At 69.2% G+C, this 16521-nt stretch carries 14 protein-coding genes and 7 tRNA genes; 4 read left to right on the plus strand and 17 right to left on the minus strand.

Annotated elements, in window-relative coordinates:
- Positions 1-93 precede the first annotated feature (93 nt).
- From tig to recO, 11 genes are all read right to left on the minus strand, one after another.
- The gene (tig, locus tag AC0KXF_RS00675; protein WP_473107380.1) at positions 94-1599 is read right to left on the minus strand and encodes a trigger factor; all 1506 of its coding nucleotides are present in this window, start codon (positions 1597-1599) and stop codon (positions 94-96) included.
- Between the two features lie 51 nt (positions 1600-1650).
- Positions 1651-1728 (minus strand) — tRNA-Pro (locus AC0KXF_RS00680).
- 121 nt (positions 1729-1849) lie between these two features.
- Positions 1850-1920 (minus strand) — tRNA-Gly (locus AC0KXF_RS00685).
- Between the two features lie 76 nt (positions 1921-1996).
- On the minus strand, positions 1997-2554 hold the full coding sequence (locus AC0KXF_RS00690) for a gamma carbonic anhydrase family protein (RefSeq protein WP_473107381.1): 558 nt from the start codon (positions 2552-2554) through the stop codon (positions 1997-1999).
- Between the two features lie 104 nt (positions 2555-2658).
- Positions 2659-2731, minus strand: a tRNA-Asn gene (locus AC0KXF_RS00695).
- A gap of 90 nt (positions 2732-2821) precedes the next feature.
- Complete coding sequence (locus AC0KXF_RS00700; protein WP_473107382.1) at positions 2822-3670, minus strand: ATP-binding cassette domain-containing protein; 849 nt, start codon at positions 3668-3670, stop codon at positions 2822-2824.
- A gap of 11 nt (positions 3671-3681) precedes the next feature.
- Positions 3682-5553, minus strand: coding sequence for a DNA primase (gene dnaG / locus AC0KXF_RS00705; RefSeq protein ID WP_473107383.1), 1872 nt, complete (start codon positions 5551-5553; stop codon positions 3682-3684).
- Positions 5554-5590: 37 nt separating this feature from the next.
- The gene (locus AC0KXF_RS00710; protein ID WP_473107384.1) at positions 5591-6865 is read right to left on the minus strand and encodes a deoxyguanosinetriphosphate triphosphohydrolase; all 1275 of its coding nucleotides are present in this window, start codon (positions 6863-6865) and stop codon (positions 5591-5593) included.
- Positions 6858-8054 carry a tRNA dihydrouridine synthase DusB gene (gene dusB / locus AC0KXF_RS00715; protein ID WP_473107385.1) on the minus strand — a complete coding sequence of 399 codons (1197 nt, stop codon included), beginning with the start codon at positions 8052-8054 and terminating at the stop codon, positions 6858-6860. The genes AC0KXF_RS00710 and dusB overlap by 8 nt, the downstream gene beginning before the upstream one ends.
- 176 nt (positions 8055-8230) lie before the next feature.
- Positions 8231-9013, minus strand: coding sequence for an isoprenyl transferase (locus AC0KXF_RS00720; RefSeq protein WP_473107386.1), 783 nt, complete (start codon positions 9011-9013; stop codon positions 8231-8233).
- Positions 9014-9023: 10 nt separating this feature from the next.
- Positions 9024-9746 (minus strand): DNA repair protein RecO, encoded by a 723-nt coding sequence (recO, locus tag AC0KXF_RS00725; RefSeq protein WP_473107387.1) that lies wholly within the window; start codon positions 9744-9746, stop codon positions 9024-9026.
- Positions 9747-9770: 24 nt separating this feature from the next.
- Between recO and AC0KXF_RS00730 the strand changes: the two genes are divergently transcribed.
- Positions 9771-10565 (plus strand): trimeric intracellular cation channel family protein, encoded by a 795-nt coding sequence (locus tag AC0KXF_RS00730; RefSeq protein WP_473107388.1) that lies wholly within the window; start codon positions 9771-9773, stop codon positions 10563-10565.
- A 27-nt stretch (positions 10566-10592) separates the two neighbouring features.
- Here AC0KXF_RS00730 and ruvC read toward each other — a convergent pair whose 3' ends face one another.
- From ruvC to AC0KXF_RS00760, 6 genes are all read right to left on the minus strand, one after another.
- A complete protein-coding gene (ruvC, locus tag AC0KXF_RS00735; protein WP_473107878.1) occupies positions 10593-11198 on the minus strand; it encodes a crossover junction endodeoxyribonuclease RuvC in 606 nt (201 codons plus the stop codon).
- A 138-nt stretch (positions 11199-11336) separates the two neighbouring features.
- Positions 11337-12101, minus strand: coding sequence for a YebC/PmpR family DNA-binding transcriptional regulator (locus AC0KXF_RS00740; RefSeq protein ID WP_473107389.1), 765 nt, complete (start codon positions 12099-12101; stop codon positions 11337-11339).
- Between the two features lie 52 nt (positions 12102-12153).
- Positions 12154-12708, minus strand: a complete 555-nt coding sequence (locus tag AC0KXF_RS00745) for an HIT family protein (protein WP_223043914.1) — start codon at positions 12706-12708, stop codon at positions 12154-12156.
- Positions 12696-14663, minus strand: a complete 1968-nt coding sequence (thrS, locus tag AC0KXF_RS00750; RefSeq protein ID WP_473107390.1) for a threonine--tRNA ligase — start codon at positions 14661-14663, stop codon at positions 12696-12698. Before thrS ends, AC0KXF_RS00745 begins: the two co-directional genes overlap by 13 nt.
- A 119-nt stretch (positions 14664-14782) precedes the next feature.
- Positions 14783-14855: transfer RNA gene (locus AC0KXF_RS00755), tRNA-Val, on the minus strand.
- A gap of 116 nt (positions 14856-14971) precedes the next feature.
- Positions 14972-15991 carry a zinc ribbon domain-containing protein gene (locus tag AC0KXF_RS00760; RefSeq protein ID WP_473107391.1) on the minus strand — a complete coding sequence of 340 codons (1020 nt, stop codon included), beginning with the start codon at positions 15989-15991 and terminating at the stop codon, positions 14972-14974.
- A gap of 198 nt (positions 15992-16189) precedes the next feature.
- Here AC0KXF_RS00760 and AC0KXF_RS00765 point away from each other — a divergent pair.
- The 3 genes from AC0KXF_RS00765 to AC0KXF_RS00775 all read left to right on the plus strand — a co-directional run bounded on the left by AC0KXF_RS00765 (position 16190) and on the right by AC0KXF_RS00775 (position 16480).
- Positions 16190-16265 (plus strand) — tRNA-Gly (locus tag AC0KXF_RS00765).
- Positions 16266-16311: 46 nt separating this feature from the next.
- Positions 16312-16382, plus strand: a tRNA-Cys gene (locus AC0KXF_RS00770).
- A 26-nt stretch (positions 16383-16408) separates the two neighbouring features.
- Positions 16409-16480, plus strand: a tRNA-Val gene (locus AC0KXF_RS00775).
- The last annotated feature ends 41 nt before the right edge of the window (positions 16481-16521 follow it).

A 16521-nucleotide genomic window follows, 5' to 3' on the forward strand; every position in this document is an offset into this window, starting at 1 on the left:
GGTTCCGCAGACAGCAGGATCCCCCTGCCCGCGTGGTGCGGGTGCAGGGGGATCCTGGTGCGCGGGTGCCCGGCGGGCGTCAAGGCGGTGCGATTACTCGCCAGCGGCCTCGGCCTCTGCGGCCGCCTTCTTCGCCGCGCGGGTTGCGGCTGCCTTCTTCGCGGCCGCGGAGCGGGCTGCCTTCTTCGCGGCCTCCTCGTCTTCTGCGGTGGGAGCCGCCTCCTCAGCGGGTGCTTCCTCAGCGGGAGCCTCGGTCGCCTCAGCGGCCTCCACGATCTCTTCGGCCTCCTCGACGGTCTCCGCCTCGGCCTCATCCTCGGAGTCCACGGCGGTGAACTCGCTCAGGTCGACCGTGTTGCCGGCCTGGTCGACGACCTTGGCCCTGCCGAGTGCGACGGCGAGGGCCTTGTTGCGGGTGACCTCGCCGAGGATGACACCCATCTGGTTGCCCTGGCTGATCGCCTGCAGGAACTGGGTGGGCTCCATGCCGTACTGCTGAGCCGACTGGAAGATGTACTGCGAGAGCTCGTTCTGCGTGGGAGTGACGCCCTCGGCCTCGACGATCGCGTCGAGCAGGAGCTGCAGCTGGATCTGCTGCTCGGCCGACTTGCGCACCTCCGCGCGGTGCTCGTCGTCCTCGAGACGACCCTCGCTCTCGAGGTGGCGGTGCACCTCCTCCTCGACGAGCTCCTCGGAGACCGGGATGCCCGCCTTCTCGATGAGGGTCTCGGTGAAGAGGTCGCGAGCCTGCTGGCCCTGCGCGAACACCGAGGCGCGGGCGACCTGATCCTTCAGGCTCTCGCGCAGCTCCGCGATCGTGTCGAACTCGCTCGCCAGCTGGGCGAACTCGTCATCGGCCTCGGGCAGCTCGCGATCCTTGACCGCGGTGAGGGTGACCTCGACCTCCGCGTCCTGACCCTCGTAGTCGCCGCCGAGCAGCTGCGAGGTGAACGTGGTCGACTCGCCGGCGGTGAGCGTCTCGATGGCCTCGTCGATACCCTCGAGCAGGTTGCCTGCGCCGATCTCGTACGAGACGCCGCTGGCCTGGTCGACCTCGTTGCCGTCGATGCGGGCGACGAGGTCGAGCTCGACGAAGTCGCCCTGCTTGGCGGGACGGTCGGCGGTGACGAGGGTGCCGAAGCGCTCGCGGAGCTTCGTCAGCTCGGCCTCGACGGCCTCATCGTCGATCTCGGCGTTGTCGACGGTCAGCTCGATGCCGTTGTAGTCGGGCAGGGTGAACTCGGGGCGCACCTCGACCTCGAAGACCAGCACGAGCGTGCTCTTCGGATCCTTGGTGTCGAGCCACTTCTCGACATCGGCGGTCGGGCGGCCCATGGGGCGCTCGTCGGCCTCGGCGAGAGCCGCCTGGTAGAAGTCGTCGAGCGAGGCGTTGACGGCCTCCTGCACCACGGCCTCGCGGCCGACGCGCTGGTCGATGATCGGCGCGGGAACCTTGCCCTTGCGGAAGCCGGGGATCGAAACCTGCTCGGCGATGGTCTTGTACGCCTGCTTGAGGTAGGGCTCCAGTTCGTCGAGCGTGACCTCGACGCTCAGCTTGGCGCGGGTCGGAGTGAGCTTCTCAGCGGTCGTCTTCGGCAATTTGGCCTCTCATCGTCGGAATGTCGTGCTGCATATCGGGCCGGGTGACCCTGGTCGGGGCGACAGGATTCGAACCTGCGACCTCCCGCTCCCAAAGCGGGCGCTCTAGCCAAGCTGAGCTACGCCCCGAAACCGGCAGGTTTCACGGTGGAGACGCGCGTGAGCGCGCAACCCGAGCAAGTCTAGCCGAAAGTGGTGGGGATGCACGAAACCCCCGCCGGCTGCGGCGGGGGTTTCGTTGTCGAAGCGGAGGGGATGACGGGAATCGAACCCGCGTAATCAGTTTGGAAGACTGAGGCTCTACCATTGAGCTACATCCCCGAGCTGCGAGAAGCAGCCGTGTGCAGAAGCACCTCAATGATCATAGTGCATTCCGGGGGTCGCTTCGCACATCGAGTCACCGTCCGCGCGTCGCGCGGCGGTGATTGTCGGTGTAGGCGGCGTAGACCTCGGCGTTCAGGCGCACGGATTCGCGGTCGGCATCGCGCAGGTCGCGCACCACTCGGCCGGGGATCCCCGCGACGAGGGAGTGCGGTGGGATCACGACGCCCTGCGGCACGAGCGCACCGGCGGCGATGAGGGAACCATCCCCGATGACGGCCCCGCTGAGCACGGTCGAGCCCATGCCGATCAGACAGCCGTTCTCGACCGTCGCGCCGTGCACGACGGCGTTGTGGCCGATCGACACGTCGTCGCCGATGACCGTCCCGCCGCCCTCGCCGCGCTGGGTATGGATCACCACGCCGTCCTGCACGTTGCTGCGCGCGCCGATGCGCACCGATCCCGAATCGCCGCGCACGACGGCGTTGTACCAGACGCTCGATTCCTCGCCGATGACGACGTCGCCGACGATGACCGCCCCGGGGGCGATCCAGGCGGTGTCGTGCACGTCGGGAGCTCCGTACTCCTCGACGGCGATGAGGGCGCCGTGGTGGTCGGGATGCTGCTCGGTCATCTGATTCTCCTTCGAACGGGGCCGACAGTCATTGCAGGAGCCTTGAATAATTGCAGAGCCCTGAATAGCAGAAGGCCCCCACCGCGAGGGTGAGGGCCTGATCGCTCCCCCGGCTGGGCTCGAACCAGCGACATCCTGATTAACAGTCAAGCGCTCTGCCAACTGAGCTACAGGGGATCATTGCCGCAGCAACCCCTCTATGCTAGCAAGCGCGATTGAGGCGTTGCAAATCGATGTCCGCATCCCGGGCGCGGCGCAACCGGGGCCCTACTCGTCGGCGATCTCGTCGTACGCGGTCGCCCGCAGAGCCTGGGCGAGCCGCTGCACGTAACCGTGATCCGCGTGCCTGAAGATCTCGTTGATATCGCCCTGGCCCACGAATTTGCCGTGCTGCATGACGATCACCTCCTGCACGAGCGCCTCGAGCATGCCGATGTCGTGGCTGATGAGCAGCATGGTCGCAGCCGTGCGCTCGCGGTACCACTTCAGCAGCTCGACGATCTTCGGGCGGTTGTTGGCGTCGACGCCGAGCGTCGGCTCGTCGGCGATCAGCAGCGTGGGATCGAGCATGAGCGAGCGCATCACCGCGACGCGCTGGCGCTGGCCCTTCGACAGCTCGTAGGGGTACTCCTGCAGCTTCGCGAGCGGCAGCGCCACGATGTCCATCATCTCGGCGATGCGCTCGCCGAGCTCCTCGCGGTCGAAGTGCTTGCTGCGCTCGACGATCGGTTCGAAGAGGATGTCGCCGACGTTGAGCTCGGGGGTCAGCGTCGCCCCCGCGTCCTGCGCGAGATGTCCGACGTACGCGGTGAGGCGCGAGCGCGTGCGGCGGCCGAGCCTGCGCATCGGCACATCGAGCACCGTGGCCTCGCCGCCCGTGAGCTTGATCCGCGCCGCCTTCTCCCCCGCGTCGGCGGCGCGGCCGGCGAGGAACCTCGTGAGCGTCGACTTGCCCGATCCGCTCTCCCCGAGCAGGGCGACCACCTCGCCGCGCGCCACGTCGAAGGTGACGCCCTCGACCGCTTGGAACTCACGCCCTCCCGCGTGAGCCGGGTAGGAGAGCGAGAGGTCGGAGACCTGTACCGTCGGGTCGGCGTCGAGTACGGGGTGTGCCATGCTTCACGATCCTACTCCTCGCGCAGGCCGCGTCGCGCGGCCTCGAGGGCGACGAGCTGCTGCTGGATGCGACGCGCTCCCGGATCGGAGGCGTCCCCGATCCGCTGGTGCCGCGCGAGCAGTTCCTGTTTGAGCGCGAGCAGATCGCGGTCGAGCAGCGAGATCACCACGTCGCGTGCATAGGCGGCGATGAGCTCGGGCCTGCGCTGCGGCATCGGAGCCATCGCGAGCTCGCGCACGAGGCTCCCGTGCGAGTCGGGGGCGGCCGCGAGCACCGCCTCGAGCCAGCCGGAGGTGCCGAACGCGGGCAGCGCCGCCGCGATCGCGTCGCGCACGACCCGCAGGTTCGGCTCCGAGACCTGCGCGGTCACCGCCTGCTGCAGCAGGTCGAGCCCGACGGCCTCGCCCTGCTGCAGCATCGCCATGAGCGCGTCGCGCTCGAGCCAGGTGGTGGGCGCGTTGCGCAGCGAGGAGAGGCCGATGCGGGGACGCGGCGGCTCGGCTGGGGCTGGCCCGGCCGGCTGGTGGGGTTCGGGCGCCGAGGAGGATCCGCCCCCGCCGCGGGGATTGCGCTCGGCCGCGCGCACCGCCTGCTGCACCTCGGCGAGTTCGCTGCCGAGCATCCGGGCGAGCTCCCGCGCATAGCCCGGGCGGAGCGATGGATCCTTGATCTCCGAGATGATCGGAGCGGCGGAGCGCAGCGCGTTCACCCGCCCCTCGACACTGTTGAGGTCGAAGCGCGAGACCGCCTGCCGCAGCGCGAACTCGAAGAGCGGCGTCTTGCGGGTGAACAGCTCGCGCACCGCCTCGTCGCCCCGGTGCAGACGCAGATCGCACGGATCGAGGCCCCCCGGGGCGACCGCGACGTAGGTCTGCGCGGTGAAGCGCTTCTCCTCGCTGAACGCCCGCAGCGCGGCCTTCTGCCCGGCCTCGTCGGGATCGAACGTGAAGACGACCTCCGCTGCCGAGTCGTCGCCCATGATCCGCCGCAGCACCGCGATGTGATCCTTGCCGAAGGCCGTGCCGCAGGTGGCGACCGCGGCCTCCTCCCCCGCCAGATGGCAGGCCATCACATCGGTGTACCCCTCGACCACGACGGCGCGCCTGCCGCGGGAGATCGCCTTCTTCGCGAGGTCGAGTCCGTACAGCACCTGGGACTTGTGGTAGACGGGAGTCTCGGGCGTGTTGAGGTACTTCGGGCCGTTGTCGTCTTCGTAGAGCTTGCGGGCGCCGAAACCGAGGGTCTGGCCGCTCGTGTCGCGGATCGGCCACACCACTCTGCCGCGGAAGCGGTCGTAGACGCCGCGCTGCCCCTCCGAGACGAGGCCGGCCTGCGCCAGCTCCTGCGGGGTGAATCCCTGCCGGCGCAGATGGTCGGTGAGGTTGTTCCATCCGCGCGGGGCGTACCCGACGCCGAAGCGCTCGCACGCAGCGGGGTCGAAACCGCGCTGCGAGAGGAACTCGCGGCCGGCGGCGCCCTCCTCGCTCGCGAGCTGGGCCACGTAGAACGCGGCGGCCGCCTGGTTCGCCGCGAGGAGGCGCGCGCGGTTCGGACCGTCCTGCCGGCGCTCCCCGCCCTCCTCGTAGGTGAGCACGTAGTGGATGCGCGCGGCGAGCCGCTCCACCGACTCCGTGAAGGTGAGGTGGTCCATGCGCTGCAGGAAGGTGAAGGCGTCGCCCGACTCGCCGCAGCCGAAGCAGTGGTAGTAGCCGAGCGCCGGCCGCACGTGGAAGCTCGGACTGCGCTCGTCGTGGAAGGGGCAGAGTCCCTTCATCGAGTCGATGCCGGCGTTCTTGAGCGTGACGTAGTCGCCCACGAGGTCGGCGAGATTGGTGCGGCGCTTCACCTCTTCGATGTCGCTCGCCCGAATCCGCCCTGCCATAGTGTCAGAGTCTAGTCTCGCCGCGCTCGGGTCGCGGTTACACGAGGGACGCGGTGCACAGCCGCTCGTACCAGGCGATGGCCGACTGATCGGTGAGCGAGGCGACCTGATCCACCACGGCCCGCCGCGCGGTCGCCTCGTCGTCCGCGGCTCTGAAATCCGCGGCGTAGGCGGGCTCCAGCCGGTGCGCGCCCGACTCCCAGAGGGTGTGCAGCAGTTCGATCAGCAGCCCGCGCTGTCGGCGGTAGGTCGGCTGCCGCCGTCCGCTCTGCATCACGAACGCGGCGACGACACCCTTGAGCACGGCGATCTCGGCGCGGATCTCGCGGGGCACCACCACGTCGGCGCCGTAGCGGGCGAGCGGGCGCCCGTCGGCGTCGGCGAGCGTGGCTCCGATCGCGGCGCGGGCGAAACGGCCGATCATATCGCTCGTGAAATTCTTGAGCCTGGCCTGGTCGCGCCGGGAGCCGTCCCAGCCGCCGAGCCAGTTCTCACTGGCCGACATGCGATCGAACGCCGCCCCCAGCTCGTCGGCGGAGTAGCTGCCGCCCGCCCACTCCGCGACCGCGCGGATGAGCGCGCCGTGCCCCGAGCGGGCCGTGAGGAACTGAGGATCGATGTGCTCCGCCACGAGGGCGTCCTCGAAGTCATGCACCGAGTACGCGATGTCGTCGGAGAGGTCCATCACCTGCGCCTCGACGCACTTGCGGTGCTCGGGAGCGCCGCGGCGCAACCACTCGAAGACGGGGGCGTCATCGGCGAAATAGCCGAACTTCGAGGGGCCCGCCGGCGTCCGACCGGCCTGCGCGTCCGCGAGCGACCACGGGTACTTGCAGCTCGCATCGAGCGTCGCCCGCGTCAGGTTGAGGCCGACGCTCTCGCCGTCGGGGCCGAAGTGCTTGGGCTCGAGCCGTGTGAGGATGCGCAGCGTCTGAGCGTTGCCCTCGAAACCGCCGAACTCCGCCATCCACTCGTTCAGCGCACGCTCGCCGTTGTGGCCGAACGGCGGGTGGCCGAGGTCGTGGGCGAGGCACGCGGTGTCGACCACGTCCTGCGAGAGGCCGAGGGCGACCGCCAGCTCGCGCCCGATCTGCGCGACCTCGAGCGAGTGCGTCAGGCGGTTGCGGGCGAAGTCGACGCCGGCGGTCGGGCTCAGCACCTGGGTCTTGGCCGCGAGCCGCCGCCAGCCGCTCGAGTGCAGCACTCGGGCGCGATCCCGCGCGAAATCGCTGCGGTGGCCGCTGTGCTGCTCGACGACGAAGCGCTCGGCGTCGACCGCCTCGTAGCCGGGAGGGAGCGCGCGATCAGCCACCGTCGGACCCGCCGTCGCTGCGCTCGGCCTCAGCGACCACCGCGCGTGCGGCGCGGTCCGTCGTGCGGCTGTCGAGCCAGCCGTCGGGCAGATGCACGCGCTTCGGGCTTCCGGCGCGACCGCGCTGCCCCTCGGCGCCCTCGCCCGGGTACGGCATCGAGGCGTCCATGGTGGTGAAGATCTCGTCCATCTGGGCGAGCGACTCGACCGCCGCCAGCGCGCGCCGGGTATCGCCGCCCACGCCGTAGCCCTTGTAGTACCAGGCCACGTGCTTGCGGATGTCGCGGCACGCGCGCCCCTCGTCGCCGTCGTAGAACTCGACCAGCAGCTCGGTGTGGCGGCGCATCGCGTCCATCACGAAGCCGAGCGGCGGGCGCGCGAGCGCGGCGTCGGCCTCGGCACGCGAGATCTCCCCCGCCTCTGCGCGGAAGGCGGCCGCGAGGTCGCCGAACAGCCAGGGCCGGCCGAGGCACCCCCGGCCCACCACGACCCCGTCGCAGCCGGTCTCGCGGACCATGCGGATCGCGTCGTCCGCCGACCAGATATCGCCGTTGCCCAGGATCGGCACGCTCGTGATCGTCTCCTTGAGCGTGGCGATCGCGCTCCAGTCCGCGTGCCCCGAGTAGAACTCGTTGGCCGTCCGCCCGTGCAGCGCGATCGCGGCGACCCCGGCCTGCTCGGCCGCCTTCGCGGCGTCGAGATAGGTGAGGTGATCCGGGTCGATGCCCTTGCGCATCTTCACCGTGAGCGGGATCTCCCCCGCCGCCCGCACGGCGCCCGTGACGATCGCGTCGAACAGATCGCTCTTCCAGGGCAGCGCGGATCCGCCGCCCTTGCGGGTCACCTTGGGCACGGGGCAGCCGAAGTTGAGGTCGATGTGGTCGGCGAGATCCTGATCGACGAGGAAGCGCACCGCCTCGGAGACCGTCTTCGGGTCGACGCCGTAGAGCTGGATCGAGCGGGGCGTCTCGCTCTCGTGGTGCTTGATGAGGCGCAGCGACGCCGGCGTGCGCTCGACGAGGGCGCGGCTCGTGATCATCTCGCTCACGTAGAGGCCCGCGCCGTACTCGCGGCAGAGGCGGCGGAACGCGGTGTTCGTGATGCCGGCCATGGGCGCGAGCACCACGGGCACATCGAGTTCGAGCGGCCCGATGCGCAGGCGCGGATCGGTGAGAGTCTGGGAAGTCATATCCCACCTATTCTCTCAGATCCCGCCGGGAGGGTGGATCGCGCGAAGGATCCGCCCGTCAGTGCCCACCGAGATACGACTTTCGCACGTGCGGACGCGGTCCGGCATGCGAGATCCGTATCTCGACGGGGACCTGAGATCCGCCCTTGACCAGCTCGGGAGCAGCCCCGCAGACGCTAGGCGGTCGGCGAATCCACCGCGCCGCCGAAGCGCCGGTCGCGGGAGTGGTACTCCTGGATCGCGCGCCACAGTTCCTGGCGCCCGAAGTCCGGCCAGAGCGTGTCGAGGAACACCATCTCGGCGTAGGCCGACTGCCACAGCATGAAGTTGCTGATCCGCTGCTCCCCCGAACTGCGCAGGAACAGGTCGACGTCGGGCAGCTCGGGCACATAGAGGTGCCGCTCGATCGTGCGCTCGGTGATCCCGCGCGAGCTCAACCGCCCCGCCTCGACCTCGGCCGCGACCGCGCGCACCGCATCCGTGAGCTCGTTGCGGCCTCCGTAGTTGACGCACATGGTGAGGGTGAGACCGGTGTTGTCGGCGGTCGCGCGCTCCGAGGCCTTCAGCTCGCTGATCACGGAGCCCCACAGCTTCGGGCGCCTCCCCGCCCAGCGCATCCGCACGTTCCAGGCATCGAGTTGGGCCCGTCGTCGTCGCAGCACGTCACGGTTGAAGCCCATCAGGAACCGCACCTCGTCGGGCGAGCGCCGCCAGTTCTCGGTCGAGAAGGCGTACACGCTCAGGTGCTTCACGCCCGCCTGCACGGCGCCGGCGACCACGTCGAGCAGCGCCTGCTCCCCCATGCGGTGTCCCTCGACCCGCGGCAGACCGCGCCGGTTCGCCCAGCGCCCGTTGCCGTCCATGACGATGGCGATGTGCTGCGGTACGGGGCCGGCGAACGCGGGCGGCTGCTCGCCCGTCCAGTCGACCGGGACGAGGCTGTCGGGGGCGTGGTGCATGGCTGAAAGTCTATTGGCGGCGGGCGTGGATCGAGCGCAGCCCGCGCTCCAGGTGGAACTGGGTGTAGGCGGCCGCGATCCCCGCGGCCTGTCCGCGCTCCCGGTCGCCGCTCGCAAGTGCGGCATCCCAGTCGCCGGCCAGCAGCGCCGCGAGCAGGGCGATGGATCCCGGATCGAGCCGAGGCGAACCCGGCAGTCGGCAGTTCTCGCAGGTCACCCCGCCCAGCTGCACCGCGACCGCGGTGTGCGGCCCCGGCGCGCCGCAGTTCACGCAGGCGTCGAAACCGGGCGTCCAGCCCGCGAGGCTCATGGCCCGCAGCAGGTAGCCGTCGCGCACGAGCTCCGCCGGGATCCTCGCCGCCGCGAGCGTGCGCAGCGCGCCGAACAGCAGGGTGTACTGCTGGCGGGACGGCGCTCCCTCCGCGAGGCGCTCGGCGGTCTCGACCATCACGCTGCCCGCGCGGTAGCGATCGTAGTCCGCGCTGATCGCGGGGCCGTACGCGCCGAGCGTCTCGGCCTGCGTGATCGTGTCGAGTGTGCGGCCCTCGAAGCACTGGATGTCGGCGACCATGAACGGCTCCAGCCGCGCCCCGAACTTCGACGAGGTGCGGCGCACCCCCTTGGCGACGGCGCGCAGCAATCCGCGGCCGCGGGTCAGCAGCGTGACGATGCGGTCGGCCTCGCCCAGCTTGTGGGTGCGCAGCACGACGCCTTCTTCGCGGTAGAGGGGCACCCCTCCATTCTCGCACCCGGGCGGATGCGGGAGAATGGTCGTGTGCTCGACGAGACCTTCAACACGCCCCTCCCCGCAGACCTCATCGCGGTGACGGCCGGCAGCTTGCAGGGCGCTCTGTTCGCCGCGGGATTCAAGCGCATCGACCTGCTCGGCGTCGCGTTCATCGGCGTGGCGACCGGCATCGGCGGCGGCCTGCTGCGCGACATCCTGCTCGGGGTGACGCCGGCCGCGTTCTCGAACAACCTCTACCTCGCGGTCGCGATCGGTGCCGCACTGCTCGGCATGTTGCTGCCGCGGCTGTTCAGGCGGCTCGACCCCCTCATCTCGCTGCTCGACGCGATCGGGATCGGCATGTTCGGCGCCATCGGTACCACCAAAGCGCTGGCGATGGGCCTGCCGATCGTGCCGGCGCTCTTCATCGGAGTGATCTCCGCAGTGGGCGGCGGTGCGCTGCGCGACGTGATGCTCAACCTGCCGATCGCCGTGATGCACGTCGGATCGCTCTACGCCGTGGCGAGTCTCGTCGGGGTGTCGGTGCTGGCCGGGCTGCTCGCCTTCGGCGTGCCGGTGATGATCTGCGGCGTCGTGTGCGTCGTCGTGACGACCGCCGTGCGCCTGCTCGCGGTGCGCTTCGGTTGGAGCCTGCCCGAGCAGCGCGCGCTCAGCCGCGTGAAACTGCGCCGTCAGCGGCAGGTCGAGCAGGTCATCGACGAGGCGCTGCAGACCGGCACCATCACGCTGCCGATCGTGCAGCCAGATCCGTTCGGGGATGAGGCCGAGGGCGACGAGGATCCGCCGCGGCCCAAGGCCCGCTGAGCGCGCTGGGCGGAGACCCGAGCCGGGTCAGGATCGCGCGCCGCGCCTGCGCCCGAGCTTCGACTCGGCCTCGCGCCACGCTCGCTGCGCAGGAGTCTCGCGGCCCGCCGCCGCGGGGCGATCGAAACGCTCCATCCGGCTCGCCGCGCCTCCCCGGCCGAGGTGCCACGCGTGCGTGATCGCGAGCGCGAGCGCGTCGGCGGCATCGGCGGGCTTGGGGGGCGCGGCGAGCCCGAGCAGCCGGGTGACCATGGTGGTGACCTGCGCCTTATCGGCGCTGCCGTAGCCGGTGACCTGCGCCTTCACCTCGTTCGGGGTGTAGAGGGAGACCGGGATCCCGCGCTCCTCGGCGAGGTACATCACCACTCCGCTGATCTGCGCGACCCCCATGACGCTCGCGACGTTGTCCTGCGCGAAGACCCGCTCGAGCGCGATGCCGGCCGGCTTCTCGCCGTCGAGCAGACGCTCGATGCTCGAGCCGATGCGGTGGATGCGCTCGGGCAGCGGCATATCGGCCGTGCTCGTGAGCACCTCCACATGCTCGAACGCTACTCGGCGCGTGGCGCCGGCGGTCACGATGCCGATGCCGCAGCGGGTCAGGCCAGGGTCGATGCCGATGATCCGTGACACTATCGAACCTTAAACAGGCCGAGGCCGGGGGCGGCCCCGGCGCACGCGGCCCGCAACGCTTCGCGTTGCTTCGAGCGCCGAAGCGCAGGGTCGATGCCGATGATCCGTGACACAGGGAGACCCCGGCCTTCCCGCGTGCCGCTACTCGTCGTTCTCGAGCTCGGCCTGCACCTCGGGCGACAGGTCGAAGTTCGAGAACACGTTCTGCACGTCGTCGCTGTCCTCGAGAGCGTCGATCAGGCGGAACACCTTGCGCGCGGTGTCGGCGTCGATCTCGACCTTGAGGTTGGGGACGAACTCGGCGTCGGCCGACTCGTAGTCGATGCCGGCGTCGACGAGGGCGGTGCGGGCCGCCACGAGGTCGGAGGCCTCGGTGAAGACCTCGAACGCCTCGCCGTTGGGGGTCTGCACGACCTCCTCGGCGCCGGCATCGAGCACGGCCATGAGCACGTCGTCCTCGGTCGTGCCCTCGGCGGGCACCGTGATGACGCCCTTGCGGGCGAAGTTGTAGGCGACGCTGCCGGGATCGGCGAGCGTTCCGCCGTTGCGGCTGAGCGCCGTTCGCACCTCGGCGGCGGCGCGGTTCTTGTTGTCGGTGAGGCACTCGATCATGAGCGCGACGCCGTTCGGTCCGTAGCCCTCGTACATGATGGTCATGTACTCGACGGCGTCGCCGTCGAGGCCGGCGCCGCGCTTGATGGCGCGATCGATGTTGTCGCCGGGCACCGAGTTCTTCTTGGCCTTGTGCACGGCGTCGGCGAGGGCAGGGTTGCCGGCAAGGTCGGCGCCGCCGATGCGGGCGGCGACCTCGATCACCTTGATGTACTTGGCGAAGGCCTTCGCGCGGCGTGCGTCGATGACGGCCTTCTTGTGCTTGGTGGTCGCCCACTTGGAGTGTCCGGACACGGGAGCTCCTGTTTCTATCGTTGGAAGTTCAGTAGGTCAGTCTAGGCTCGGCTCACGCCGGCCCGGGGTCGACCGGCCAGGCGGCCGCGATCGACGCCCGCACATCGCCGAGCAACTGCGGAAGAGCCTTCGTCTTCGCGATGATCGGGAAGAAGTTGGCGTCGGACTCCCACCTCGGCACGATGTGCTGGTGCAAGTGGGCGGCGATCCCCGCCCCCGCGATCTGCCCCTGGTTCATGCCGAGATTGAAGCCGTCGCAGCCCATCACCTCGCGCGCGACCCGCATGGCCGTCTGCGTCAGCGCGCCGATCTCGGCCACCTCCTCCGCGGTCGCCTCATCGTACTGGGAGATGTGACGGTACGGACAGACGAGCATGTGACCGTTGTTATACGGAAACAGATTGAGCAGCACGTAGGCGGTCTCACCGCGGGCCACGATCAGGGCGTCCTCGTCGGTGCTGGCGGGGGCCGCGCAGAACGGGCAGTCGGTGCGATCCGGCTGGTGATGATCCTTCACGTACACCATGCGGTGCGGCACCCACAGGCGCTGCATGTCATCCGGTGCGCCGACGGCGGCGGTCTCGCCGAGGGGCTCTACTCGCTCCATGCCGTCGACACCTGCTCGTGAGTCTGGATCGAGCGGGTGATCCGCTCGATCGCCTCGTCGACGGGAACGCCGTTCAGCTGGGTGCCGTCGCGGAAGCGGAAGCTCACCGCGCCCGCCGCCCGGTCGTCCTCGCCCGCGATGAGCTGGAACGGCACCTTCGCCTTGGTGTGCGTGCGGATCTTCTTCGGCATGCGGTCGTCGCCGTGATCTACCTCGGCCCGCACCCCGCGCTCGCGCAGCTTCGCGATCACGCCGTCGAGGTACTCGCCGTACTGCTCGGCCACAGGGATGCCCACGACCTGCACGGGCGACAGCCAGACCGGGAAGGCGCCGGCATAGTGCTCGAGCAGGATCGCGAAGAACCGCTCCACCGAGCCGAGCAGGGCGCGGTGGATCATGACCGGCTGCTTGCGCGTTCCGTCGGCCGCCGCGTACTCGAGTTCGAACAGCTCGGGCTGATTGAAGTCGAGCTGCACAGTCGACAGCTGCCAGGTGCGGCCGATGGCGTCGCGCGCCTGGACGGAGATCTTCGGGCCGTAGAACGCGGCGCCGCCCGGATCGGCGACGAGCTCGAGGCCTGACTCCTCGCCGACTTCGCGCAGCGTCTGCTCTGCGACCGCCCACTGCTCCTCGGTGCCCACCGACTTCTCGGGATCCCGGGTCGAGAGTTCGAGGTAGAAGTCGTCGAGACCGTAGGCGCGCAGCGTGGCGAAGACGAACTCCAGCTGGCGCTTGATCTCGTCCTTCACCTGCTCGTCGGTTACGTAGATGTGCGCGTCGTCCTGCGTCAGGCCGCGCACGCGGGTGAGGCCCGAGAGGGTGCCGCTCTTCTCGTAGCGGTAGACCGTGCCGAACTCCGCGAGGCGCAGCGGCAGCTCGCGGTAGCTGCGAGCGCGGGCGCGGAAGATGAGGTTGTGGAACGGGCAGTTCATGGGCTTCAGGTAGTAGTCCTGGCCCTGCTTGACCACGTGGCCCTCGCCGTCGGTGACCTCGTCGAGGTGCATCGCCGGGAACATGCCGTCCTTGTACCAGTTGAGGTGCTGGCTCGTCTCGAACAGCGTGCCCTTGGTGATGTGCGGGCTGTTGACCACCTCGTAGCCGTTCTTCAGCAGCTCGCCGCGCATGAACGACTCGATCTCGTGACGGATGATGCCGCCCTTGGGGTGGAACACCGCGAGGCCCGATCCGATCTCATCGGGGAAGCTGAAGAGGTCCAGCTCGACACCCAGCTTGCGATGGTCGCGCTTCGCCGCCTCCTCGAGGCGGGTCTGGTAGGCGCGCAGCTCGTCCTTCGTGGGCCAGGCGGTGCCGTAGATGCGCTGCAGCATCGGGTTCTTCTCGCTGCCGCGCCAGTAGGCGCCGGCCGACCGCATGAGTGCCCAGCCGTTGCCGAGCACCCGGGTGCTCGGCACATGCGGGCCGCGGCAGAGGTCCTTCCAGCAGGTCTCGCCGGTCTTCGGGTCGACGTTGTCGTAGATGGTGAGCTCGGCACCGCCGACCTCGACGTTTTCGTTGTCGGCGCCCTGATCCGCCCCTCCCTTGAGGCCGATGAGCTCGAGCTTGTACGGCTCCTCCGCGAGTTCCTCGCGCGCCTCCTCCTCGGTCACCACGCGGCGCACGAAGCGCTGGCCCTGCTTGACGATCCTCTGCATCTCCTTCTCGAGAGCCTTCAGATCCTCGGGGGTGAACGGCGCCTGGGGATCGAAGTCGTAGTAGAACCCGTCGGTGACGGGCGGGCCGATACCGAGCTTCGTCTCGGGGTTGATGCGCTGCACCGCCTGGGCGAGGACGTGGGCGGCGGAGTGACGCAGGATGCTCAGGCCGTCCTCGGAGTCGATCGCCACCGGTTCGACCGTGTCCGTCTCGGTGACCGTCGCCGCGAGATCCTTGAGCTCGCCGTTGACGCGCATTGCGACGATCGAGCGATCGGTGAACAGGGAGAAGCCATCGGCCACAGGGGCACACTCCTTCGGAACGGAAGCACTAACCCGACGATTCTACCGTTCCCGCGTCTCGGATGCCGTGCCGATACAGCAGAAGGCCCCCGGTCTCCCGGGGGCCTTCTGCGCTGCGGTGGGCGATACCAGACTCGAACTGATGACCTCTTCCGTGTGAAGGAAGCGCGCTACCAACTGCGCCAATCGCCCGTGTGATCCGTCTCGAGGAGCCGTACCAACCTGAATGATCATACACGGATCACGAGTCGGCTGTTCCACCTCCCGCTCGAACGGCGAGATATCGCGGTTCTCTCCCCACCGGCATCTCAATCGGTCGGGCGTGTCGTGACGGGGGCGAGGTCGCTGTTGAGCTGCTGGTCGAGTTCGGAGCTGATCTCTCCGAGCTCTTTCAGCTGCTCGCCGAGCCCGTTGTAGCGATCGATGTCCGCCTGCAGCGTCTCGAGGGTCCCCTCGAGAGTCTCGCGACGCTCCGCGAGCTCCGCCTGGATCCGATCGAATTCGTCGGGGTCGTCGGAGAATTCGTACCGCTCGTTGCGTGCGCTGAAGTCGGCCGCGTCGTCGTTGAAACGGCGCACCTCCTCGTCGTACGCGGCCTTGCGGGTCTCGATGTCCCTGCGCAGCGTCGTCATCTCGGACTCCAGGTTCTCCGCCTGCTGCTGCAGGTCGACGAAGACCGAATGGTAGGCCTCGAAGGTGTCGACGAGGGCATCGCGATCGTCGAACCACTGCGCGTAGTGCCGCTCGAGCCAGTCGGGCAGATCCCGCGCCTCTGTTCCCAGCACCGAGTGCAGCTCGTTCGCGAACGCCGCGTCGGGCAGGTGTTCGTACACCTGCATGCGCTCGCGCAGCCGCGGGTCGTCCTCGGCCAGATCCTCGTACACGGCGCGCAGCTTCGGCGCCAGCGCGGCGCGATCCCCCTCCCCCATTCGCGAATAGGTGGCGTGCAGCAGCTCGTGAGCGGCGGTGACCTCGACGATTCCCTGCACGCGCTCGTCGGTCACGCCGAACAGGTGGATGCGATCGGCCGTGAAGCAGCCGAGCACGTGCCCGTGCTCGGAGTGGTCGACCTCCGAGCACTGCTCGTTGAAGTGCTGGCTGCCGTCGATCGTCGGCTGCGTCGCGAGGAACACGCGCTCCCCCGCCGGCGTGAGGTCGAGCTCCCGCTTGATCTCGGTGATGCGGGGCGCGGGATCGAAACCGAGTGCGGTGAAGTGATCGCGGATCTCCTGGCGGTGCATCAGGGCGAAGCCGGCGACGCCCGCCAGCAGTAGCACGCAGAACAGGGTGATGCAGCGTCGCAGCGCCGATCGTTCCCCCCTGGCCATGCATCCAAGGTATCCGGACTCGGGCCCCGGCGGGGCGATTCCGTAACCGAAACGAGGGGTAATGGGGTGGGAACCGCGAAATCATGCGCCTGACGAGCGCGGCGCGCCCGGGAGCCTCGCCCTGATTTGCGCCGCACCCTGGACCCGCATATAGTTATTCAGGTCGCCACGGCAGCGGAAACGCAGCGGGGTGATCATGCGGATGTAGCGCAGTTGGTAGCGCATCACCTTGCCAAGGTGAGGGTCGCGAGTTCGAGTCTCGTCATCCGCTCCAGTGGCCGAGTTCTATTCGGCCGCTTGTGGTGTCAACCACTTACTACGGTGGCGTGGCCGAGAGGCGAGGCAGCGGCCTGCAAAGCCGTATACACGGGTTCGAATCCCGTCGCCACCTCGCTTACAATTGAATAGCCTGTATAGGCGCGATTGGCGCAGCGGTAGCGCGCTTCCCTGACACGGAAGAGGTCACTGGTTCGATCCCAGTATCGCGCACGGCAAGGCCCCTCTTCGGAGGGGCCTTTTTCGTGCCCGCC

It is taken from the genome of Leucobacter holotrichiae (genome assembly GCF_055791005.1).

Bases quoted from the DNA above. Each gene is read 5' to 3' on its own strand.
- dnaG (WP_473107383.1), bottom strand. From the start codon at position 5,553: ATGGCAGGGCGGATTCGGGCGAGCGACATCGAAGAGGTGAAGCGCCGC.
- AC0KXF_RS00745 (WP_223043914.1), bottom strand. From the start codon at position 12,708: ATGGAGCGAGTAGAGCCCCTCGGCGAGACCGCCGCCGTCGGCGCACCG.
- AC0KXF_RS00720 (WP_473107386.1), bottom strand. From the start codon at position 9,013: ATGCACCACGCCCCCGACAGCCTCGTCCCGGTCGACTGGACGGGCGAG.
- AC0KXF_RS00730 (WP_473107388.1), top strand. From the start codon at position 9,771: ATGCGGGAGAATGGTCGTGTGCTCGACGAGACCTTCAACACGCCCCTC.
- AC0KXF_RS00690 (WP_473107381.1), bottom strand. From the start codon at position 2,554: ATGACCGAGCAGCATCCCGACCACCACGGCGCCCTCATCGCCGTCGAG.
- AC0KXF_RS00700 (WP_473107382.1), bottom strand. From the start codon at position 3,670: ATGGCACACCCCGTACTCGACGCCGACCCGACGGTACAGGTCTCCGAC.
- dusB (WP_473107385.1), bottom strand. From the start codon at position 8,054: ATGACTTCCCAGACTCTCACCGATCCGCGCCTGCGCATCGGGCCGCTC.
- AC0KXF_RS00760 (WP_473107391.1), bottom strand. From the start codon at position 15,991: ATGGCCAGGGGGGAACGATCGGCGCTGCGACGCTGCATCACCCTGTTC.